Below are 21920 nucleotides of genomic sequence, written 5' to 3' on the forward strand. Positions count from 1 at the left end.
ATGGGTTTCAACTGCGGCATCGTCGGACTGCCCAATGTCGGCAAGTCGACCCTGTTCAACGCGCTGACCGCGACCGTCGCGGCGCAGGCGGCGAATTATCCATTCTGCACGATCGAGCCGAATGTCGGCCGCGTCGCCGTGCCCGATCCCAGGATCGACGTGCTGGCAAAGATCGGCAAGTCGGTGAAGACCGTGCCCACCAGCCTCGAATTCGTCGACATCGCCGGCCTCGTGCGCGGGGCTGCGAAGGGCGAGGGGCTCGGCAACCAGTTCCTCGCCAATATCCGCGAGGTCGACGCCATCATCCACGTGCTGCGCTGCTTCGAGGATGACGACATCACCCATGTCGAGGGCCATATCGATCCGCTGCGCGATGCCGACACGGTCGAGACCGAGCTGATGCTGGCCGATCTCGAAAGCCTGCAAAAGCGCGTGCCCAACCTGCAGAAGAAGGCCCGCGGCAATGACCGCGCCGCCGCCGCCGAACTCGCCCTGATCGAGCCGCTGCTGAAGGTGCTGGAAGACGGAAAGCCGGCGCGTACCGCGATTCCCGCCGGCGAGGAGGAGGCGGTGCGGCGGCTGCAACTGCTCACCGCGAAGCCGGTTCTGTATGTCTGCAATGTCGAGGAAGCCTCGGCCGCGACCGGCAACGCGCAATCGGCACGGGTGGCCGAAATGGCGGTGGCGCAGGGGGCGGCGCATGTGATCGTCTCGGCCGCGATCGAGGCCGAGGTGGCGCAGCTGCCCGCCGGCGAGCGCGAGGAGTTCCTCGACGGGCTGGGCCTCGCCGATTCCGGGCTCGACCGGGTGATCCGCGCCGGCCACGACCTGCTCGGCCTCATCACCTATTTCACCTGCGGCCCGAAGGAGACCCGCGCCTGGACGATCACGCGCGGCACCGCCGCCCCGGCAGCCGCGGGCGTGATCCACGGCGATTTCGAGCGCGGCTTCATCGCCTGCGAAACCATCGCCTATGACGACTACGTCGCCTGCAACGGCGAGGCCGGCGCGCGCGATGCGGGGAAGCTGCGAATCGAGGGGCGCAATTATATTGTCCAGGATGGCGACGTCCTGCTGTTCCGCTTCAACGTCTGACCCGGCCCGCGCCTGATGGCGCTGGTCTCCGTCCTGCTGCCCTACGCGTTCGACGCCGCCTTCACCTATGAGGCGTCGGAGGGCGCGCCGCCGCCCGGCACCGTCGTCACCGTCCCGCTCGGCCGCCGGATCGCGCATGGCGTGGTGTGGGACGACGCGGCGGAGCCGGACATCGCGCCGGCCCGGCTGAAGCGGCTGCACACCGTTATCGCCACCCCTGCCCTGCCGGACACGCTGCGCCGCTTCATCGACTGGGTCGCGCAGTACACGATGGCGCCGCGCGGCGAGGTTCTCGCCCTTGCCCTGAAAACCGCGCTGCTCGAACCGCCCGCCCCCCGCGCCGGCTGGGCGGCGGGCACGGCACCGGCCGGGCGGATCACCGCGGCGCGCCAGCGCGTGCTCGATACGCTGGCGACGCTTGACCGCCCGACCACCGCCGAACTTGCCGCCGCCGCCGGCACCAGCGCCGCCCTGGTGCGCGGCCTTGCCGATGCCGGGCTGTTGTGCCCCGCCGCGCGGGATCCGTCCGTTCCGCTGCCCGACCCCGACCACGCGCCACCTTCGCTGTCGCCGGCCCAGGAAGACGCCGCCGCCGCCCTGCGCGCCTCGGTCGCTTCACGTGGATTCGAGGTCACGCTGCTCGAAGGTGTTACCGGCGCGGGCAAGACCGAAGTGTTCTGCGAGGCCATCGCCGCCTGCCTGCGGGAGGGGCGACAGGCGCTGGTGCTGGTGCCGGAGATCGCGCTTTCCGCCCAGTTCGCCGCGCGCTTCGCCGCCCGCTTCGGCGCCGCACCGGCGCTGTGGCATTCCGGCCTGACGCAAGCGACCCGCCGCGCCAATTACCACGCGGTCGCGAGCGGCGCGGCGAAGCTGGTGCTCGGCGCCCGCTCGGCGCTGTTCCTGCCCTTCGCCGATCCCGGGCTGATCGTGGTCGATGAGGAGCACGAGGCGGCCTACAAGCAGGAGGACGGCGTGACCTATCACGCGCGCGACATGGCGGTAGTGCGCGGGCGGATCGCCGGCTGCGCCGTCATCCTCGCCTCCGCGACGCCGAGCCTCGAATCGGCGGTGAACGCCGAGACCGGCCGCTACCGCCACATCACCCTCGCCGCCCGCCATGGCGGCGCGACGCTGCCGGCGATCGAGGCGATCGACCTGCGCGCCGCCCCGCCTGCGCGCGGGCGCTTTCTCTCGCCCGTGCTGGCCGGCGCGCTGGAGACCACGCTGGAAGGCGGCGGCCAGGCGATGCTGTTCCTCAACCGCCGCGGCTATGCGCCGCTCACCCTCTGCCGCGGTTGCGGGCACCGGCTCACCTGCCCGAACTGCACCGCCTGGCTGGTGGAACACCGCCGTCCCGGCCACCTGCTCTGCCACCATTGCGGCCACGCCGCACAGGTGCCTCCCAAATGCCCGGACTGCGCCGCCGAGCAGAGTTTCGTGCCGATCGGCCCGGGGGTGGAACGCATCGCCGAGGAAGTCGCGGAACTGTTTCCCACCGCCCGCACCATCCTGATGGCGAGCGATGCGATCACCACAGCCGAACAGGCCGAGGCCGCGCTGCGCGCGATCGTCGCGCACGAGATCGACCTCGTGATCGGCACGCAGATGATCGCCAAGGGCTGGCACTTCCCCGATCTCGTGCTGGTCGGCGTGGTCGATGCCGATCTCGGCCTTGGCGGCGGCGATTTGCGGGCCGGCGAGCGCAGCGCCCAGCTGCTGCACCAGGTGGCCGGCCGCGCCGGGCGCGGACGCCTGCAAGGCCGGGTGCTGCTGCAGACCTACGCGCCGGAGCATCCGGTGATGCGCGCGCTGGTGAGCAACGACCTTGCCGGCTTTCGCCGCGCCGAGGCCGATCTGCGCGCGCCGGGCCACTGGCCGCCCTTCGGCCGCCTTGCCGCGCTGATCGTCAGCGCCGATGACGCCGCCATCGCGGATGCCGCCGCCGCCGCCCTCGCCCGCACCCAGCCGCAGGAGGGCGTGCAGGTGCTCGGCCCCGCCCCCGCGCCCTTCGCCATGCTGCGCGGCCGGCACCGTCGTCGCCTGCTGCTGCGCGCCCCGCGCGGGGTTGCGGTCCAGCCGGTGCTGCGCGACTGGCTCGCCCGCGCCCGCGCCGGGGGGCTGCCCCGCGCCGCGCGGGTCGATATCGACGTCGATCCGATCTCATTCCTGTGAGCGCATGCGTTGCGCGGGCGGGGGCCGTATGCTACTGGCGCGCATCGCTTGAAAAAGCGCACGGAAAGGTGTGTCCGCAATCCTTCTGACGGGATGCGGCGGATCGATCCGGGGTTGAAACGCAAGAATCGAGATCGAAGGCAGGGTCATACTGGTGTCGTCCGCCGTTTCCGCATCGCCGCAAGCCAATTCCCCCCAGCAGGATCGTGCGTCCGGCCTGTCCGCCCGCTATGCGCGGGCGCTGTACGAGCTCGCCGACGAACGCAAGGTCCTCGATGCCGTCGTCTCCGAAATGGCGGCGCTCGGCCGGTTGTTCGCCGAAGACCCGTCGCTGCGCCGCCTGATCGCCAGCCGCGCGATCGACATGCGCGAGGCCGGGCGCGCGATGGAGGCGGTGCTCGCCAGCCAGGGTGCATCCGATCTCGTCCGCAATTTCATCGGCACCGCCATTGCCAATCGTCGCCTTGCCGACCTGCCGGCGCTGCTCTCCGGTTTCGCGTCCTACGTCGCCGAGAAGCGTGGCGTGGTCGCGGCCGATATCGCCTCGGCGCATCCGCTGACCGACACCCAGCGCGCCCAGCTCACCGCCCGCCTCGCCGAGGCCGGATACGGACGCGTCACCATCCGCGAAACGGTCGACCCCTCGCTGCTTGGCGGGCTCACCGTGCGGATCGGATCGAAGCTTTACGACACCAGTTTGAAATCGCGCCTGCAACGCCTGCGCCATGTGATGAAGGGAGCCGCCTGATATGGAGATCCGCCCCGCCGAAATCTCCGAGATCCTCAAGAAGCAGATCGCGAGCTTCGACACCGAGACGGATGTGGCCGAAACCGGCCAGGTCCTGTCCGTCGGTGACGGTATCGCGCGCGTGTTCGGCCTGGCCAACGTGATGGCCGGCGAGATGGTCGAGTTCCCGAATGCCGGCGTTCAGGGCATGGCGCTGAACCTCGAGAACGACAATGTCGGCGTCGTCGTGTTCGGCGACGACAAGGCGATCCGCGAGGGCGACACCGTTACCCGCACCCGCCGCATCGTCGACGTGCCGGTCGGCAAGGGCCTGCTCGGCCGCGTGGTCGACGCGCTGGGCAACCCGATCGACGGCAAGGGCCCGATCGAGGCGACCGAACGTCGCCTGGTCGAGACCAAGGCGCCGGGCATCATCCCGCGCAAGTCAGTCCATGAGCCGATGCAGACCGGCATCAAGTCGATCGACGCGCTGATCCCGATCGGCCGCGGCCAGCGCGAGCTGGTCATCGGCGACCGCCAGACCGGCAAGACCGCGATCATCGTCGATACCTTCATCAACCAGAAGCCGCTGAACGCGCAGGATGACGAGAGCAAGAAGCTCTACTGCATCTATGTCGCGGTCGGGCAGAAGCGCTCCACCGTCGCGCAGCTGGTCCGCACGCTCGAGGAAAACGGTGCGATGGAATACTCCATCGTCATCGCCGCAACCGCATCCGAGCCGGCGCCGATGCAGTTCCTCGCCCCCTACACGGGCTGCGCGATGGGCGAATATTTCCGCGACAACGGGATGCACGCGCTGATCGTGTTCGACGATCTCTCGAAGCAGGCCGTTGCCTATCGCCAGATGTCGCTGCTGCTGCGCCGTCCGCCGGGACGCGAAGCCTATCCGGGCGACGTGTTCTACCTGCACTCCCGCCTGCTGGAGCGCGCCGCGAAGATGTCCGACGAGTTCGGCGCCGGCTCGCTCACCGCGCTGCCGGTCATCGAGACCCAGGCGGGCGACATCTCGGCCTATATCCCGACCAACGTGATCTCGATCACCGACGGGCAGATCTTCCTTGAGACCGAATTGTTCTTCAAGGGCATTCGCCCGGCGGTGAACGTCGGCAACTCGGTCTCGCGCGTCGGGTCCGCCGCGCAGATCAAGGCGATGAAGCAGGTCGCCGGCAAGATCAAGCTTGACCTCGCGCAGTATCGCGAGATGGCGGCTTTCGCGCAGTTCGCCTCGGATCTCGATGCCTCGACCCAGAAGCTGCTCGCCCGCGGCGCGCGCCTGACCGAGCTGCTGAAGCAGCCGCAGTTCAAGCCGCTGCCGGTCGAGGAGCAGGTCGTGTCGATCTTCGTCGGCACCCGCGGCTATCTCGACGAGGTGCCGGTCAACCGCATCGGCGATTTCGAGGCCCAGCTGATCTCCGAGATGAAGGCGCGTTCGCCCGACATTCTCAACGCGATCCGCAACGACCGCGAGATCAAGAAGGAGACCGAGGCGAAGCTCATCGAGTTCGTCAAGTCCTTCGCGTCCAGCTTCGCGTAAGGGGCGCTCGGCACAGATGGCCAGCCTGAAAGCCCTCAGGAACCGGATCTCCAGCGTCAAGTCGACGCAGAAGATCACCAAGGCGATGAAGATGGTCGCCGCCGCCAAGCTGCGCCGTGCCCAGGCGCAGGCCGAGGCGGCGCGGCCCTACGCGACAAGGATGGCCGCGATGATGGGCGCCCTCGCCGAGGGCGCGGCGGCAAACCCGAACGCGCCGGCGCTGCTCGTCGGCAACGGGGCGGACCGCACCTATCTCATCGTCGTCGTCACCGCCGATCGCGGTCTTGCCGGCCCGTTCAACTCCTCGATCAACCGCGCCGCCCGCGCACGGGTGCGCAAGCTTGAGGCCGAGGGCAAGCAGGTCCGTCTGTTCACGGTCGGCCGCAAGGGTCGCGACTTCTTCCGGCGCGACATGCGCGAGAAGATCATCGGCGAGGCGAATTTCGTCGGCAAGAAGACGATCGAGTTCGCCGACGCGGAAGCGATCGCGCAGCAGATCGTCGCCGCGTTCGATGGCGGCAAGTTCGACATCTGCACGCTGATGTTCAACCGCTTCGTCTCGGTGATGGCGCAGGTTCCGAGCGAAACGCCGCTGATCCCGGCGAGCGCCGGCCAGGCCGCGAACGACAATGCAGGGGCCGGCCAGCACGCCGGCGACTACGAGATCGAGCCGGATGACAGCACGCTGCTCGACCGTCTGCTGCCGCGCAACCTCGCGGTGCAGATCTACAGCGCGCTGCTCGAATCCGCCGCCGGCGAACAGGGCGCGCGCATGACCGCGATGGACAATGCGACGCGCAATGCGGGCGAGATGATCAACCGTCTCACGCTGAACTACAACCGCACCCGTCAGGCGAACATCACCAGGGAACTGATCGAGATCATTTCCGGCGCGGAAGCGCTCTGAGGCTTAGGGAATTACGCATATGGCAAAGAACGTTACCGGCCGCATCACGCAGATCATGGGTCCCGTGGTCGACGTGCAGTTCGAGGGCGAACTGCCCTACATCCTTAACGCGCTGGAAACCAAGGTGGGCGACCGCCGGCTGGTGCTGGAAGTGGCGCAGGAAATCGGCGAGCGCACCGTCCGCTGCATCGCGATGGACAGCACCGACGGTCTCGCCCGCGGCGACGAGGTGAGCGATACCGGGAAGGCGATCGCCGTTCCGGTCGGCCCCGAGACACTCGGCCGCATCCTCAACGTGATCGGCGAGCCGATCGACGAGCGCGGGCCGGTTCCGACCACCCGCACCGCGCCGATCCACCGCCAGGCGCCGAGCTTCGACGAGCAGGCCACCTCGGCCGAGATCCTCGTCACCGGCATCAAGGTCGTCGACCTGCTCGCCCCGTATCTGAAGGGCGGCAAGATTGGCCTGTTCGGCGGCGCCGGCGTGGGCAAGACCGTGCTCATCCAGGAGCTGATCAACAACATCGCCAAGGGCCATGGCGGCGTCTCGGTCTTCGCCGGGGTTGGCGAGCGGACCCGCGAGGGTAACGACCTCTACCACGAGATGATTGACGCCGGCGTCATCAAGCTCGGCGACAACACCACCGAAGGCTCCAAGGTGGCGCTGGTCTATGGCCAGATGAACGAGCCGCCGGGTGCGCGCATGCGCGTCGGCCTCTCCGGCCTGACCATGGCGGAATATTTCCGCGACGAGGAAGGCCAGGACGTGCTGTTCTTCGTCGACAACATCTTCCGCTTCACCCAGGCGGGCGCCGAGGTTTCGGCGCTGCTCGGCCGCATCCCCTCCGCGGTGGGCTACCAGCCGACGCTCGCGACCGACATGGGCGCGCTGCAGGAGCGCATCACCTCGACCAAGAAGGGTTCGATCACCTCGGTCCAGGCCATCTACGTTCCCGCCGACGACCTGACCGACCCGGCGCCGGCAACCTCCTTCTCGCATCTCGACGCGACGACGACGCTGAACCGCGCCATCGCCGAAAAGGGCATCTACCCGGCGGTCGACCCGCTGGACAGCACCTCCCGCGCGCTCGATCCGCGCATCGTCGGCGAGGAGCACTACAACGTCGCCCGCGAGGTGCAGCGCATCCTGCAGAGCTACAAGTCGCTGCAGGACATCATCGCGATCCTGGGCATGGACGAGCTGTCGGAAGACGACAAGCTCACCGTCGCCCGCGCCCGCAAGATCGAGCGCTTCCTCTCGCAGCCCTTCCATGTCGCTGAAGTGTTCACCGGCTCGCCGGGCGTCTTCGTCGCCGTGGAAGACACGGTGCGCAGCTTCAAGGCGATCTGCGCCGGCGAATACGACCACCTGCCGGAAGCCGCCTTCTACATGGTCGGCACCATCGAGGACGCGGTGAAGAAGGCCGAGTCCCTGAACGCGACGGCCTGATCCCATGACCGTCGCGCTCGAAATCATCAGCCCGGAGCGGCTCCTGCTCGCCCGTCCGGTCAGCATGGTGGTGATCCCCGGCACCGAGGGCGACCTCGGTGTCCTGCCGGGCCATTCGCAGATGATCACCTCGCTGCGCGGCGGCCTGATCGATCTCTACGAAGACGAGAAGCTGGTCGACCGCTTCTTCGTCTCCGGCGGCTTTGCCCAGATCACCGAGGAACGCTGCACCGTCCTCGCCGATGCGATCGTGAAGCTGGCCGAACTCGACCCGCTGAAGGCCGCCGACGAACTCGCGGCGGCCGAGGCGGCCTGGCGCGAGGCGGACGAAGCCGATGAAGCCGGCAGGCGCGCCGCCTCCGACCGGCTGATCACCGCGCAGGCGCGGGTCGACGCGGTCTCCGCCCAAAACGCCTGATTTCCCGCGCGCCCCCCGTTTCCCGCCTGACGGCGATCGGGTAATCTGCGGTTCCGTTCCTGAAATCGTCGTACGGTTTCAGGAACGGCCGACCCAGCCCCGCGCAGGAGTGAAGCGATGCCCGCCACCGCCCCGGTTCCGCATGACCGCCCCAACCGCTCCTGGATCGAACGGCTCTGGTCGTCGATCGCCGAGCACGGTCGGGTGTTCGTCAATCTTCCGAACGAAAATCTTCCCTCGCGCGAGCGCGCCGAGTTGCTGGCCGATGCGCTGCTCGGCGGGCGGGGCGAGGCTTCGGGCGCGGCCCTCGCGGCGGCGCTGCTGGGCGCCCTGCGCCGGCTTGCCCCGCATGACCGGCTGGCTTTCTGCGACTTTCTCGCCACCGGCTTCGAGCCCGATCCCAACCGCCTGCAGAACGCCGCCCGCGCCTATCTCGAGACGCCGGACGCCGCCACCGCCGCCGCCCTCGCCACCGCCGCCGAGCCGCCGCGGCAGGAATTGCTGCGCCGGATGAACATGGCGCCCGGTGGCACCGGCGCGCTGGTCGACATGCGGCGGGAAGTTCTGGCCGCGCTGCCGAAGCAGCCGAGCCTCGCGCCGCTCGATTCCGATCTGCGGCATCTGTTCGCCTCGTGGTTCAACCGCGGCTTCCTCGAACTCCGCCGGATCGACTGGCGCACCCCCGCCTTCGTCCTGGAAAAGCTGATCGCCTATGAGGCGGTGCATGAAATCCAGGGCTGGGACGATTTGCGCCGCCGCCTTGCGCCGGACCGCCGTTGCTTCGCCTTCTTCCACCCGGCCCTGCCCGACGAGCCGCTGATCTTTGTCGAGGTCGCACTGGTCAAGGGGCTGGCGGAAGCGATCGGGCCGCTGCTCGCCCCCGCCGCCGACGACGATGCCGCCGAGCACGCCCAGCAGGATGCCGCCTCGCGCGCGAATACCGCGATCTTCTACTCGATCTCGAATTGCCAGGAGGGGCTGCGCGGCATTTCCTTCGGTAATTTCCTGATCAAGCAGGTCGTCGCCGAGTTGCAGGCGGAACTGCCCAACCTGAAGAAATTCTCCACCCTGTCACCGGTTCCCGGCCTGCGCCGGGCGATCAGCGCCGTGCTGGCCTCGCCCCCTGCCCCGCTGCTCGCCGCCGAAGAACGCGAGGCGATCGGCCGCGCGCTCGGCACCGCACCGGTCGCCGATGCCACCGCCGAGGGCGATGCCAACCTGCTGAAATCGGTGCTCGAAGACCGTCCGTGGTGGACGCAGGCCGGCCTCGCCACGGCGCTGCGCGGGCCGCTGCTGCGGCTTGCGGCTCTTTACCTCACCGGCGCCTGGCGCGATAACGGCATTCCGGCCGCCGGCCGCGCCGATCCCGTGGCGCGGTTCCATCTCGGCAACGGCGCGCGGCTCGAACGGATCAACTGGCTGGGCAATCCCAGCCCGCGCGGGATTTCGGAATCCTTCGGCGTGATGGTGAACTATCTCTACGACCCGGATGCGATCGAGGCGCGCCACGAAGCCTATCTGCGCGACGGCACGGTGGCCCGCGCCACGGCGGTCGACCAGTTGCTGGCGCCGCCGAGCCAATCCTGGCTCGCCCGCCGCACCCGCAGCCTGATCGCCGCCGAGGGCTAGAGCATCATCCGATCAGATGGAATCATCTGATCGGATAAGGATGCTCTGTGTCTCAATATGATAGAGCACTGCATCCGATCCGAAAGGATCGGAACGTGCTCCAGCGCATCATCCGACCACAGGAGTCTGTCCGCTCGGATGATGCTCTAGGCGCGGGGCGGCAAAATCGCCTATAGGGGGGCGATGTTCGATACGATGTCCATCGATTTCGCCTCCCTCGACGAAGCCATCGGGCGCGCGCATGAGCGGCTGTCGGCCGAGCAGCGCGCTGATGGCCACTATGTCTACGAGCTCGAGGCGGACGCGACGATCCCGGCGGAATATGTCCTGCTCGAACATTTCCTCGACCGGATCGACCCCGAACTCCAGGCGCGCATCGGCGTGTTCCTGCGCGGCATCCAGGGGGATTCGCCGCAGAACCCCGGCGGCTGGCCGCTCTTCCATGACGGGGCGATGGACCTCTCGGCCAGTGTGAAGGCCTATTTCGCGCTGAAGGCGATCGGCGACGATCCCGATGCGCCGCATATGCGCCGCGCCCGCGAGGCCATCCTCGCCCGCGGCGGGGCGGCGCGCACCAATGTCTTCACCCGCATCCAGCTTGCGCTGTTCGGCGCCGTGCCCTGGCGGGCTTGCCCGGTCATGCCGGTCGAGATCATGCTGCTGCCGGACTGGTTTCCGATCACCATCTGGAAGATCAGCTACTGGTCGCGCACCGTCATCGCACCGCTGCTGGTGCTGCTCACCGAACGCCCGCTCGCGCGCAACCCGCGCAACGTGCGGATCGACGAGCTGTTCGTCACCCCGCCGGACGAGGTGACCGACTATATCCGCGGCCCCTACCGCTCGAACTGGGGCTATCTGTTCAAGGCGATCGATACCGCGCTGCGCCCGCTGGAGCGGCACTTCCCCGCGCGCAGCCGCAAGCGCGCAATCCAGGCGGCGATCGACTTCATCACCCCGCGCCTGAACGGCGAGGACGGGCTCGGCGCCATCTACCCGGCGATGGCCAACACGGTGATGATGTATCACACGCTCGGCTACAGCCCCGACCACCCGGATTACGCGACGGCCTGGGCCTCGGTCCGCAAGCTGGTGACCGATGCATCCTCGCGTTTCGAGGGGGCGAGCTACGTGCAGCCCTGCCTGTCGCCGATCTGGGACACCTCGCTCGCCGCCCACGCGCTGGCCGAGGCCGGCAGCGCCGGCGATGCCGGTCTTGCCGCCGCCTGCGACTGGCTGATCCCGCGCCAGATTCTCGACGTGAAGGGCGACTGGGCCTATCGCAAGCCCGACGCCCCGCCGGGCGGCTGGGCCTTCCAGTACAACAACGCATATTACCCCGATGTGGACGATACCGCCGTGGTCGGCATGATCCTCGACCGCAATGGCGATCCCGCCCATCGCGAGGCGGTGGAACGCGCCCGGCAATGGATTCTCGGCATGCAGAGCCGCTCCGGCGGCTGGGGCGCCTTCGATTCGGACAACGAGTTCCATTATCTCAACCACATCCCTTTCGCCGATCACGGCGCCCTGCTCGACCCGCCGACGGCGGATGTCACCGCGCGCTGCATCTCCTTTCTTGCCCAACTCGGCCACGCCGAGGACCGGCCGGCGATCGCGCGCGGTGTCGCCTATCTGCGCCACGAGCAGGAGAAGGATGGTTCCTGGTTCGGCCGATGGGGCACCAACTACATCTATGGCACGTGGTCGTCGCTCTGCGCGCTGAACGCCGCCGGCGTGGCGCGGGACGACCCGATGATGGTCCGCGCCGTCGAATGGCTGCTGGCGCGCCAACGCGCCGATGGCGGCTGGGGCGAGGATTGCGAGAGCTACGCCCATGCCGCCCCTGGCGAATATCACCAGAGCCTGCCCTCGCAGACCGCCTGGGCGGTGCTCGGCTTGATGGCCGCCGGCCAGGCGGAGCACGAGGCCGTCGCCCGCGGCATCGCCTGGCTGCAATCGGTGCAGGAAGACGACGGCTCGTGGACCGAGCAGCCCTATAACGCGGTCGGGTTCCCACGCGTGTTCTACCTGCGCTATCACGGCTACCCGCGCTTCTTCCCGCTGATGGCGCTGGCGCGCTATCGCAATCTCGCGCGCGGCAACAGCCGGCAGGTGCCGTTCGGATTCTAGAGCATCATCTGATCGGATGATGCTCTGACCTGCCCAGCGGGCGCTTGCCCGACTCAGCGCGGGCATGGCAGGAACGGATTTCCCCACGCGGATGTGGCGGAATGGTAGACGTAGCAGACTTAAAATCTGTTGCCCGTCAGGGCGTGCGGGTTCAAGTCCCGCCATCCGCATTCACTCCGGCTTCCGAGACGGCGGCAAAGCCCGCCGCCTCGGGCCGGGTCATTCGGCCTGGGCCGAGGCCTCGCTGCGCGTCGCCCCCACGCGGGAGGCGAGCGAGGCGGCCATGAAGGCGTCGAGATCGCCGTTCAGCACCGCGTCCGGATTGCCGCTTTCGAAATTGGTCCGCAGATCCTTCACGAGCTGATAGGGGGCGAGCACGTAGGAGCGGATCTGGTGGCCCCAGCCGATGTCGCGCTTCGCACTTTCGGAAGCCGCGGCAGCTTCCTCGCGCTTCTGCAACTCCATCTCGTAGAGGCGGGATTTCAGCATATCCATCGCGGTGGCGCGGTTGCGATGCTGGCTGCGGTCGTTCTGGCAGGCGACGACAATGCCGGAGGGGACGTGGGTGATGCGGATCGCACTCTCGGTCTTGTTGACGTGCTGGCCGCCGGCGCCGGAAGCGCGGAACGTGTCCACCTTCAGGTCGGCCGGGTTGATGTCGACCTCGATCGAATCGTCGACCACCGGATAGACCCAGACGCTGGCGAAGCTGGTCTGCCGCCGCGCATTGGCATCGAAGGGCGAGATCCGCACCAGGCGATGCACCCCGGCCTCGGTCTTCAGCCAGCCATAGGCGTTCATGCCGGAGATCTGGATCGTGGCGGACTTGATGCCCGCCTGCTCGCCCTCGGATTCCTCGAGCATCGTCACCTTGTAGCCATGCTGCTCGGCCCAGCGGGTATACATGCGCAGCAGCATCTCGGCCCAGTCCTGCGCCTCGGTGCCGCCGGCGCCGGCATTCACCTCGACATAGCAGTCATTGCCGTCGGCCTCGCCGGCGAGCAGGCTCTCGATCTCGCGGCGCTTGGCCTCCTCGGAAATGCGGCGCAGCGCCGCCTCGGCCTCGGCCAGCACCGACTGGTCGGCCTCCGCCTCGGCCAGTTCGGCGAGGGTGAGCGCATCCTCGGTTTCACGCTCGATCGTGTGAACCGCCTCGGTCTGGGTCGCGAGGCGATTACGCTCGCGCAGCATCGCCTGGGCGGCGTCCGCATTGTCCCAGAGCGTCGGATCCTCGGCGCGGGCGTTCAGTTCCTCAAGTTTGCGAAGGGCGGCATCCCAGTCAAAGATGCCTCCTCAGCAGGGCCACGCTTTGCGTGATCTGCTCGGCGAGCGAGTGGGTTTCGGCAGACATTTTCTGTTCTCTTCAGCTTGCGTCGGAATGATGGTCCGGGCCCCGGTCAATACAGCCCGCCCAGCGATTTGTCGACTTTGCCTGGGGCAGCCGGCGTGGCGCCGCCCGGAGTGGGGGAGAAATCGCGCGCGCCGGACGGAGCCGAGGCCGGGGTGATGGCGCCGCCGAGATCGAGCGGATCGTCGGCGACGAGCCCCGGGTTGGACTGCGCGCCCGGCACCTGGCCCTGCTTGAACGCCTCGCTGACGGTCTCGTTGCGGAAGCTCACATTCTGCAGCGATACGCCCTGCGGCGGGGTGAAGGGGATGACCGGCTGGTTCTTGAGCGCCACCTTCATATACTGGTTCCAGGCCGGGCCGCAGACATTGCCGCCGGTCTGGTTGCGCCCGAGATCCTGCGGCTTGTCGAAGCCGATCCAGCAGCCGGTGACCATCTGCGGCACGAAGCCGATGAACCAGGCATCGTTGAAATTGTTGGTCGTGCCGGTCTTGCCGGCGATCGGCCGGTTCAACCCCTTGACCGCCGGCACGCCGGTGCCGTGCTCGGTGACGTTCCGCATCATCATGATGACCTGATAGACGCTGTCGGGGTCGGCGAGGCGGGCGCCGGGGCGGTTGAGGACCGGCGGCTGGCCGGCCGATCCGTCCATGCAATTGGCACAGGACTGGTCGGGCGCCTGATACAGGATGTGCCCGTCCGGCGCGGTCACGCTGTCGATCAGCGTGGGCTGCACCTGCCGGCCGTATTCGTCGAGTGCGGCGTAGCCGCGCACCATGCGCCAGAGCGTGGTGTCCAGCGCGCCGATCGCCGCCGGGTAGATCAGCGGGGCGTGCTTGACCACGCCGAATTTCTCGAAATTGGCGATGACATTGGCGAGCCCCACCCGCCGCACCAGGTGCAGAGTCGCGAGGTTGAGGGATTCCTGGAGCGCGTAGAACACCGGCACCGGCCCCAGGAAATCGTTCTCGTAATTGCCCGGCCGGTAGATCTGTCCGTCCGCGAGGCGCTGGACGAAGGGTGCGTCGAGGATCGTCGAATCCGGCTGCACGCCCGCCTGCATTGCCGTCAGATAGTCGAACGGCTTGACGCTCGAGCCGGGCTGGCGGTGCGCCTGGATCGCCCGGTTGTAGGGGCTGAGCCGGTTGCTCCAGCCGCCGACCATGGCGAGCACGCGGCCGGATTGCGGATCGAGGCTCAGCATCGCCCCTTCCACCTTCGGAATCTGTTCGAGGGAGACGGTTCCGCCCTTGTCGGGCTTCGGCGCGATCATAACCACGTCGCCGGGCTTGAGCATCTGCGCGATGTCGTGCAGCAGCGGTCCCGGATGGTCATGGACCATCGGCCGGCCCCACTGGATCGCGGCAAGGGTCAGCGTGCCGGTATGCGGGTCCGCCGTCCCGCCGCTGCCGAGCCAGCCGATCTTCGCGCGCAGGCGGGTCTCGCTGATGACGACGCCGAGCCGCCAGTGGCCGATCAGCCCCTTCGGCGACGGCTGCCGCGACAGCGCTTGCGCCCAGTCGGAGGCGACGGCGTCGGGGTCGATCTGCGCGACCGGGCCGCGATAGACGCCGAACTGGTGATCGTAGGAGACCAGCCGGTCGCGCATCGCGCGGGTTGCCGCCGCCTGCAAAGTTGGATTGAGGCTGGTGCGAACGATCAGCCCGCCTTCCATCGCCATCTTGCGGCCGAACATGCTGACGAGCTGGGCATCGACCGCGTCGACGAAATATCCAGCCCCCGGAATCGCCGCAGGACCGGACGCGGCTCTCGGGATCAGGGGGGCGGCCAGTGCCTCGCGCGCCTGGGCCGCGGTGATGAACCCGTCCGCCTGCATCTGCCCGATCACCCAGTTGCGCCGGTCGCGGGCGCGCTGCGGATGCAGGAAGGGATTGTAATTGGTCGGCGCCTTCGGCAGGCCGCCGAGCATCGCCGCTTCGGCAACGCTGAGCTGCGACACCGGCTTGTCGAAATAGGCCTGCGCCGCGGCGGCGACGCCCCAGCTGTCCTGGCCCAGGAAGATCTCGTTCAGATAGAGCGTGAGGATCTGCTTCTTGCTCATCGCCCGGTTGACGCGGACGGCGAGGATCGCCTCCTTGATCTTGCGGGTGAAGTCGATCCGGTTGTCGAGCAGCATGTTCTTGACCACCTGCATCGTGATGGTCGAGGCGCCGAGCGGGCGCTCATGGCTGCCGAGGCGCGCCATGTCGACCACGCCGGCGCGGACGATGGCGAGCGGGTCGATTCCCGGCTCGGTCCAGAAATTCTTGTCCTCGGCGGCGATGAACGCCTCCGCGACCAGCGGGGGGATGCGGTCATACGGCACGTAGATGCGGTGCTGGGTGCCGAGCGCGCCGATCAGGCGGAAATTGCCGGCATAGATCCGGGTTTCGAGCGGCGGCTCGTAATGGCGAAGCCGGTCGACGCCGGGAAGGCCGTTGCTGAAATAAAGGAACAGCCCGCCGCCGACGACCGCGCCGCCGACCACGCCGAGCAGGGCGAGGCGGTAGAGCCAACGCACGATCAGCCCGCCGGCAAATCCGGCAAGCCCGGGGCGCTTCTTCTTCGGCGCGCCGCGCGTGGCCGCCTTGGGTGGCGCCTTGGGTGGCGTCTCGCGGCCGCGGCGCCGGGATTCGGATTTCGATAGCCGCTCGCCGGCTTTCAAAGGTCGGGACATGGCGGCTCCATAGCACCCAATGGGCCGGATCGCGAATAATCAGGACGCCACACCGCCGTTAAATCTCGTCAACGCGGCGTTCGTGTTTCGGCAGTGCGGCGAGATGCGCTTCAGAAACACGCCAGCCTCGCCTTGCCTATCCCCTCACCCTTGGCTATAGGGCGCCTCAGCGGAGTGTAGCTCAGCCTGGTAGAGCACTGTGTTCGGGACGCAGGGGCCGGAGGTTCGAATCCTCTCACTCCGACCAGTCGCCGATATGGCGACATATTGATTGGTTTGCGAGAAATCGCAGGAAACTGGTCGTGGTATTTCCCGATGAACCCTCGAAAATGTGATGGATGCGATATGCAGCGCGGTCAGCCCAGCAGGGCGGCCAGCAGCGAATCGAGCCGCTTGCGCCCCTCATAGGTCGCCGTGACCCGCGCCGCCGTGATGTCGAGATAGCCGGCCTCGATCGCCCGCGCCGTCATGTCGGGGTCGAGCAGGCCGAGGAGATCGCGGCCGGTTCGCGCGGCATAGGCGGCGCGGTCGATTCCCTCGGCGAGCCGCAGCCCCATCAGCAGCGCCTCACGGGCGCGTTCATCGGCGCCGATCTCGACCTCCTCGGTGCTGCCATGCCCCGATGCCTCGACCCGCGCCGCCCATTCCTCGGGTGCGCGGTGACGCCGGGTCGCGAGCAGCGTCTCGCCCAGGCTGATCCGGCCATGCGCGCCGGCGCCGATGCCGGCATAGTCGCGGTAGCGCCAGTAGGCGAGATTGTGGCGGGATTCCTCGCCCGGCTTCGCGTAGTTGGAAATCTCGTAGGGGACGAGGCCGAATCGTGCCGCCTCCTCGGCGGTGGCGTCGTAGAGCGCGGCGGCGTCATCATCCTCGGGGAGCGCGAAATCACCGCGCGCATGGGCGGTGGCGAAGCGGGTGCCGGGCTCGATGGTGAGCTGGTAGAGCGAGAGGTGATCGAGCCCGACGTCGAGGGCGGCGCCGAGTTCGGCGCGCCAGCCGGCGAGCGTCTGGCCCGGCCGGGCATAGATCAGGTCGAAGGACAGGCGCGGGAAGATGGCGCGGCCGAGTTCGACCGCTTCCAGCGCCTCGGCTGCGCCGTGCTCGCGGCCGAGAAAGCGGAGCGCGTCATCGTTGAGGCTCTGCACGCCGATCGAGACGCGGTTCACCCCGGCCTCGCGATAGGCGCGGAAGCGGCCGGCCTCGATGCTGGTGGGGTTGGCCTCAAGGGTGATTTCGAGATCGGGCGCCGGGGCGAACAGGGACGTCGCCCGTCCGATCAAGGCGGCGACGCTGTCGGGCGCCATCAGGCTCGGCGTGCCGCCGCCGAAAAAGATCGAGGTCAGGCGGCGCGGGCCGAGACGGGCGGCCTCGTACTCCAGCTCGGCGAGGAGTGCGGCTGCGATCCGCTGCTCGGGAATCCGTTCGCGAACATGGGAGTTGAAATCGCAATAGGGGCATTTGGCCTTGCAGAAGGGCCAATGGATATAGAGGGCGAGCGGGGTCATGGCATGTGGTCTAGAGCATCATTCGATCGGATGGAAACCTCTGATCGGGCAAAGATGCTCTGATAATCAACAAGATAGAGCACGACATCCGATCCGGATGGATCGGGGCGTGATCTGCCATGTCTTGCGCGGAAGGGAGATCTGGGCCATACGGCGGGTGTCGGCACGCTTTCGGGCGAGGATGCCGATAATTCGCACACGAAGCGCCTTATCCAGCGCGCTGGTTCCGGTGCCGCAAGGCTCGGCTTCGTGGAGGTTTAACCGGATGGCCGCCGCCCCGGCGGCCCCAGACAAGGATACCAGATCATGGCGATGCCAGACGTCTCCCTGCGTCAGCTCCTCGAAGCCGGCGTGCATTTCGGCCATAACACCCGCCGCTGGAACCCGCGCATGTCGCCGTACCTGTTCGGCGTGCGCAACCAGGTTCACATCATCGACCTGCAGCAGACCGTGCCGATGCTCGAGCGCGCGCTGCGCGAGATCCGCAACGTCACCGCCGGCGGCGGACGGGTGCTGTTCGTCGGCACCAAGCGGGCGGCGGCCGAGCATGTGGCCGATGCGGCGAAGCGCTGCGGCCAGTATTACGTGAACCATCGCTGGCTCGGCGGCATGCTGACCAACTGGAAGACCATCACCAATTCGATCCGCAAGCTGCGGCAGATGGAAGAGACCCTGGCGGGCGAAGGCCAGGGCCTGACCAAGAAGGAAATGCTGAACCTGACGCGCGAGCGCGAGAAGCTCGACCGCGCGCTCGGCGGCATCAAGGAAATGGGCGGCCTGCCGGACATCCTGTTCATCATCGACACGAACAAGGAGAAGCTCGCGGTCGAGGAAGCCAACAAGCTCGGCATTCCGGTCGTCGCAGTGCTCGACTCGAACTCGAACCCCGAGGGCGTCACCTATCCGATCCCCGGCAATGACGACGCGATCCGCGCCATCACGATGTATTGCGACCTGGTCGCGAACGCGGTGCTCGACGGGATCAGCGCCGAGATGGCCGCTTCGGGTGCCGATATCGGCGCGCTCGAGGAGCTGCCGGCCGAGGCGGTGGCGGACGAGGACGCCGAGGCGCAGGCCTGAGCCCCACGCGGGACGAATTCCGGGCCTGTCGTGAGGCGGGCCCGGCACTATTCATTTTCTGAGGAGAACTCCCATGGCCGAAATCACCGGCGCGATGGTCAAGGATCTGCGTGAAAAGACCGGCGCGGGCATGATGGACTGCAAGAAGGCGCTGACCGAGAGCGGCGGCGACATGGAAGCCGCGATCGACTGGCTGCGCAAGAAGGGTCTTGCCGCGGCGGCCAAGAAGTCCGGGCGGACCGCAGCGGAAGGCTTGGTCGGCGTTGCGCATGAGGGCAACAGGGCGGCGATGGTCGAGGTGAATGCCGAGACCGACTTCGTGGCCCGCAACGAGGCGTTCCAGAACTTCGTCGAGACCACGGCGAAGCTGGCGCTCACCGTGGGCGAGGATGTCGAGGCGCTGAAGGCGGCCCCGTATCCGGGCACGTCGCACAGCGTCGCGGACGAGCTGGTCAGCCTGGTCGCGACCGTCGGTGAGAACATGTCGATCCGCCGGGTTGCGGTGGCCGAGGTGAAGGACGGTGTCACGGCCTCCTACGTGCATGGCGCGCTGAAGCCGGGCCTCGGCAAGATCGGCGTGCTTGTCGCGCTCGAGGGCAAGGCCAGCGAGGCGCTGGCGACGCTGGGCCGGCAGATCGGCATGCATGTCGCAGCGACAAGGCCGGACGCGCTGAGCATCGCCGATGTCGATCCGGCGGCGCTGGAGCGGGAAAAGGCGGTTCTGGCCGACCAGGCGCGCGCCTCCGGCAAGCCGGAAGCGATCATCGAGAAGATGGTCGAGGGCCGGGTGAAGAAGTTCTACGAGGATGTGGTTCTGCTCGAGCAGACCTGGGTGCACGATGGCGAAAGCAAGGTGCACAAGATCGTCCAGGGCGCGGGGGCAACGCTGACCCGGTTCGTTCGGTTCACCCTGGGCGAGGGAATCGAGAAGGACACCACAGACTTTGCCGCGGAGGTCGCGGCCGCGGCGGGGGTCTGACCCCGCGCTGCGATAAGCCGCGCGCCACTGCGCGGCTTCAGGCTGAATCTGGAGATGGCGGCGCAGCATTTGCGCCGCCGTTTTCGTTTTCCACCGCCAGAGGCGGGGCGTCTGGCGGACGCGGCCGATGGCGCGCCAGCTTCACCGTCGGGACCGAGAGACTCCGGGCATCATCCGGTTCGGCAGGATTGGCAAGGCTCGAACGCCCCGAACCTGAAATCCCCCGCGCAACTCAGGGGAAGAATCACAGAGCAATTTCCGATCCTTCCGGATCGGATGATGCTCTACACCAGCTCGGGCAGCCTCCGCGGGGCGGCTGACGCGGCACCGACCGGGGCGGAAGCTGCGCCGGCAAGGGTGCGGAACCCGGCGACGCGCCGGGCGAGACGGCCGATCTCCTCGCGCAGGGAGTGGGTGGCGGCCGAGGTCTGCTCGACCATCGCGGCGTTCTGCTGCACGGCGACGCTGACCTGGCCGGTGGCGGCGTTCAGCTCGGCGAGGCTGCCGGCTTGCTCGGCGGCGGCGGTGGCCATTTCGTCCACCAGGCCATGCAGGTCGGTGACGTGGCGGAGAATGGTGTCGAGCGCGGTTCCGGTTTCGCCGACGAGGCGCACGCCGGCGCCGACCTGTTCGGAGGAGCGGGCGATGAGCTGCTTGATCGATTTCGCGGCACCGGCCGAGCGGTGGGCGAGCGCGCGGACCTCGGTGGCGACGACGGCGAAGCCGCGCCCGGCCTCGCCGGCGCGGGCGGCCTCGACCCCCGCGTTCAGCGCGAGCAAATTGGTCTGGAACGCCACCTCGTCGATCAGGCCGATGATCTGGTCGATCTCGCGCGAGGAGGCCTCGATCCGGTTCATCGCCGCCACCGCCTCACCCACCACGGCGTGGGATTTGCGGGCGGCATCGCTGGTGGCGTCGACCGCCTTGGCGGCGCGGGAGGCATTGGCGGCGGTCTTGCCGAGACCGATGGTCACGCTGTCGAGCAGGGTGCTGACCTGTTCGAGAGAGGCGGCCTGACGCTCGGTGCGGCCGGAGAGATCGCCCGCGGCCTTGGCGATTTCGGTGACGCCGAGGTTGATTTCGTCCGTGCTCTGGCGGACGCCGGCGATGCTCGCGGACAGGCGGTTCGCGGCGGCGTTGAAATCGACGCGCAGCCGGTCGAGCGAGGGCATCAGCTCGCGGCCAATTCCGGCAGTGAGATCACCGTCGGACAAGCGCTCCAGCGCGTCGCCGACCAGCTCGACCTCGCGCATGCGGGTGGTGAGATCGACCGCGAACTTGACCACCTGGGTCACCTTGCCATCGGCGTTGTAGACAGGGTTGTAGGTGGCCTGGAGCCAGACGGGACGCCCGCCCTTGCCGATGCGCTCGAACTCGGCAGAGAAGAACTCGCCCTTGCGCAGCCGCTCCCAGAAGGCGGCGTAGGCGGGGCTCGCGGCATAGGCCTGGGTGGCGAACATGGCATGGCGGTGGCCAATGACCTCGTCGCGCGCGTAGCCCATCGTGTCGAGAAAATTGGCGTTCACATCGAGGATCGTGCCGTCGAGGTTGAAGGTGATGACGGCCTGCGAGCGGCCGATCGCGTTGAGGAGCCCCTCATTCGCGGCGGCATTCGTGGTTTCGGCAGTCAGATCGAGGGCGGCGGCCGAGATCCGCACGACGCGACCGGCGCGGTTGCGCACCGGAGAGTAGACGGCGCGGAGCCAGAGATCGTTTCCGCCCTTGCCGATGCGGCGGAACACGCCGGAGCGGGACGTGCCGGCGGCAAGGCCGCGCCAGAATTCGGCATAGGCGGCGCTGTCACGCTCGGCCGGGGCAACAAGGATGCGGTGATGGCGGCCGGCAAGATCGGAGAGGCTATAACCGGCAAGACCGAGAAACCGCTCGTTCGCGTCGAGGATCGTGCCGTCGGGGGCGAAGCTGACGAGACCAAAGGATTCGCCGAGAACGTTTATATTTCGATATTTTTCTATAAATTTACGAAAACTAAAACCCATGACCCGGCGCAATCCCTGTTTGAAATTGCTTTTTGGAATATTTCAGAATCATGCAGATTTGATTAACGACATCAGCACAAAGACCGGCGTTTTTGTCGGGGCCGGACCCAGGAAAGTGCGGGGATCACCGGATTCGATTTCAGTTTTATTAGAGCATCATCCGATCAGATGGAATCATCTGATCGGATAAAGATGCTCTAATTATCAACAAGATAGAGCACGACATCCGATCCGGATGGATCGGAACG

General features: G+C 67.7%; 15 protein-coding genes and 2 tRNA genes. 13 read left to right on the plus strand and 4 right to left on the minus strand.

Annotated elements, in window-relative coordinates:
- The 10 genes from ychF to B7Z76_RS07560 all read left to right on the plus strand — a co-directional run bounded on the left by ychF (position 1) and on the right by B7Z76_RS07560 (position 12256).
- Entirely contained in the window at positions 1 to 1095 is a 1095-nt protein-coding gene (ychF, locus tag B7Z76_RS07515) for a redox-regulated ATPase YchF (protein WP_291343103.1), read from the plus strand.
- Between the two features lie 15 nt (positions 1096 to 1110).
- Entirely contained in the window at positions 1111 to 3267 is a 2157-nt protein-coding gene (locus B7Z76_RS07520) for a primosomal protein N' (protein WP_174504348.1), read from the plus strand.
- Between the two features lie 154 nt (positions 3268 to 3421).
- Positions 3422 to 4015 (plus strand): F0F1 ATP synthase subunit delta, encoded by a 594-nt coding sequence (locus B7Z76_RS07525; RefSeq protein ID WP_174504347.1) that lies wholly within the window; start codon positions 3422 to 3424, stop codon positions 4013 to 4015.
- Between the two features lies 1 nt (position 4016).
- On the plus strand, positions 4017 to 5549 hold the full coding sequence (gene atpA, locus B7Z76_RS07530) for a F0F1 ATP synthase subunit alpha (protein WP_174504346.1): 1533 nt from the start codon (positions 4017 to 4019) through the stop codon (positions 5547 to 5549).
- Positions 5550 to 5565: 16 nt separating this feature from the next.
- The gene (locus B7Z76_RS07535) at positions 5566 to 6456 is read left to right on the plus strand and encodes a F0F1 ATP synthase subunit gamma (protein WP_291343107.1); all 891 of its coding nucleotides are present in this window, start codon (positions 5566 to 5568) and stop codon (positions 6454 to 6456) included.
- Positions 6457 to 6475: 19 nt separating this feature from the next.
- Entirely contained in the window at positions 6476 to 7906 is a 1431-nt protein-coding gene (gene atpD, locus B7Z76_RS07540) for a F0F1 ATP synthase subunit beta (protein ID WP_174504344.1), read from the plus strand.
- A gap of 4 nt (positions 7907 to 7910) precedes the next feature.
- Entirely contained in the window at positions 7911 to 8324 is a 414-nt protein-coding gene (gene atpC / locus B7Z76_RS07545) for an ATP synthase F1 subunit epsilon (RefSeq protein WP_291343109.1), read from the plus strand.
- Between the two features lie 117 nt (positions 8325 to 8441).
- Positions 8442 to 9953 carry a malonyl-CoA decarboxylase gene (locus tag B7Z76_RS07550; RefSeq protein WP_174504342.1) on the plus strand — a complete coding sequence of 504 codons (1512 nt, stop codon included), beginning with the start codon at positions 8442 to 8444 and terminating at the stop codon, positions 9951 to 9953.
- A 183-nt stretch (positions 9954 to 10136) separates the two neighbouring features.
- Positions 10137 to 12086, plus strand: coding sequence for a squalene--hopene cyclase (gene shc / locus B7Z76_RS07555; RefSeq protein ID WP_291343111.1), 1950 nt, complete (start codon positions 10137 to 10139; stop codon positions 12084 to 12086).
- Between the two features lie 87 nt (positions 12087 to 12173).
- Positions 12174 to 12256, plus strand: a tRNA-Leu gene (locus B7Z76_RS07560).
- 49 nt (positions 12257 to 12305) lie between these two features.
- Here B7Z76_RS07560 and prfB read toward each other — a convergent pair.
- Together prfB and B7Z76_RS07570 are read right to left on the minus strand one after the other, a co-directional pair.
- Positions 12306 to 13437 (minus strand): peptide chain release factor 2 gene (prfB, locus tag B7Z76_RS07565; protein WP_291343112.1). Its coding sequence is split into 2 segments (ribosomal slippage): positions 12306 to 13367 and positions 13369 to 13437, totalling 1131 coding nucleotides; the frame shifts between segments, so codons are not numbered across the junction.
- A gap of 46 nt (positions 13438 to 13483) precedes the next feature.
- Positions 13484 to 16111 carry a penicillin-binding protein 1A gene (locus tag B7Z76_RS07570; RefSeq protein ID WP_291343114.1) on the minus strand — a complete coding sequence of 876 codons (2628 nt, stop codon included), beginning with the start codon at positions 16109 to 16111 and terminating at the stop codon, positions 13484 to 13486.
- A 170-nt stretch (positions 16112 to 16281) separates the two neighbouring features.
- Here B7Z76_RS07570 and B7Z76_RS07575 point away from each other — a divergent pair.
- A tRNA-Pro gene (locus B7Z76_RS07575) sits at positions 16282 to 16358 on the plus strand.
- Between the two features lie 109 nt (positions 16359 to 16467).
- On the opposite strand, the gene hemW is transcribed toward B7Z76_RS07575, so the two are convergent.
- Positions 16468 to 17616 carry a radical SAM family heme chaperone HemW gene (gene hemW / locus B7Z76_RS07580; RefSeq protein ID WP_291343116.1) on the minus strand — a complete coding sequence of 383 codons (1149 nt, stop codon included), beginning with the start codon at positions 17614 to 17616 and terminating at the stop codon, positions 16468 to 16470.
- Positions 17617 to 17922: 306 nt separating this feature from the next.
- Between hemW and rpsB the strand changes: the two genes are divergently transcribed.
- Together rpsB and tsf are read left to right on the plus strand one after the other, a co-directional pair.
- The gene (rpsB, locus tag B7Z76_RS07585; RefSeq protein WP_174504338.1) at positions 17923 to 18696 is read left to right on the plus strand and encodes a 30S ribosomal protein S2; all 774 of its coding nucleotides are present in this window, start codon (positions 17923 to 17925) and stop codon (positions 18694 to 18696) included.
- A gap of 73 nt (positions 18697 to 18769) precedes the next feature.
- Positions 18770 to 19675, plus strand: coding sequence for a translation elongation factor Ts (tsf, locus tag B7Z76_RS07590; RefSeq protein ID WP_174504337.1), 906 nt, complete (start codon positions 18770 to 18772; stop codon positions 19673 to 19675).
- 284 nt (positions 19676 to 19959) lie between these two features.
- Here the strand turns inward: tsf and B7Z76_RS07595 are convergent, their stop codons facing one another.
- The gene (locus B7Z76_RS07595; protein ID WP_291343118.1) at positions 19960 to 21672 is read right to left on the minus strand and encodes a PAS domain-containing methyl-accepting chemotaxis protein; all 1713 of its coding nucleotides are present in this window, start codon (positions 21670 to 21672) and stop codon (positions 19960 to 19962) included.
- Positions 21673 to 21920: the final 248 nt, after the last annotated feature.

Origin of the sequence: Acidiphilium sp. 20-67-58, assembly GCF_002255515.1 — a bacterium.
Classification (GTDB): Bacteria; Pseudomonadota; Alphaproteobacteria; order Acetobacterales; family Acetobacteraceae; genus Acidiphilium.

Bases quoted from the DNA above. Each gene is read 5' to 3' on its own strand.
- B7Z76_RS07550 (WP_174504342.1), top strand. From the start codon at position 8,442: ATGCCCGCCACCGCCCCGGTTCCGCATGACCGCCCCAACCGCTCCTGG.
- B7Z76_RS07570 (WP_291343114.1), bottom strand. From the start codon at position 16,111: ATGTCCCGACCTTTGAAAGCCGGCGAGCGGCTATCGAAATCCGAATCC.
- shc (WP_291343111.1), top strand. From the start codon at position 10,137: ATGTTCGATACGATGTCCATCGATTTCGCCTCCCTCGACGAAGCCATC.
- B7Z76_RS07520 (WP_174504348.1), top strand. From the start codon at position 1,111: ATGGCGCTGGTCTCCGTCCTGCTGCCCTACGCGTTCGACGCCGCCTTC.
- B7Z76_RS07535 (WP_291343107.1), top strand. From the start codon at position 5,566: ATGGCCAGCCTGAAAGCCCTCAGGAACCGGATCTCCAGCGTCAAGTCG.
- hemW (WP_291343116.1), bottom strand. From the start codon at position 17,616: ATGACCCCGCTCGCCCTCTATATCCATTGGCCCTTCTGCAAGGCCAAA.
- B7Z76_RS07595 (WP_291343118.1), bottom strand. From the start codon at position 21,672: ATGGGTTTTAGTTTTCGTAAATTTATAGAAAAATATCGAAATATAAAC.
- atpD (WP_174504344.1), top strand. From the start codon at position 6,476: ATGGCAAAGAACGTTACCGGCCGCATCACGCAGATCATGGGTCCCGTG.
- tsf (WP_174504337.1), top strand. From the start codon at position 18,770: ATGGCCGAAATCACCGGCGCGATGGTCAAGGATCTGCGTGAAAAGACC.
- atpA (WP_174504346.1), top strand. From the start codon at position 4,017: ATGGAGATCCGCCCCGCCGAAATCTCCGAGATCCTCAAGAAGCAGATC.
- ychF (WP_291343103.1), top strand. From the start codon at position 1: ATGGGTTTCAACTGCGGCATCGTCGGACTGCCCAATGTCGGCAAGTCG.
- atpC (WP_291343109.1), top strand. From the start codon at position 7,911: ATGACCGTCGCGCTCGAAATCATCAGCCCGGAGCGGCTCCTGCTCGCC.
- rpsB (WP_174504338.1), top strand. From the start codon at position 17,923: ATGGCGATGCCAGACGTCTCCCTGCGTCAGCTCCTCGAAGCCGGCGTG.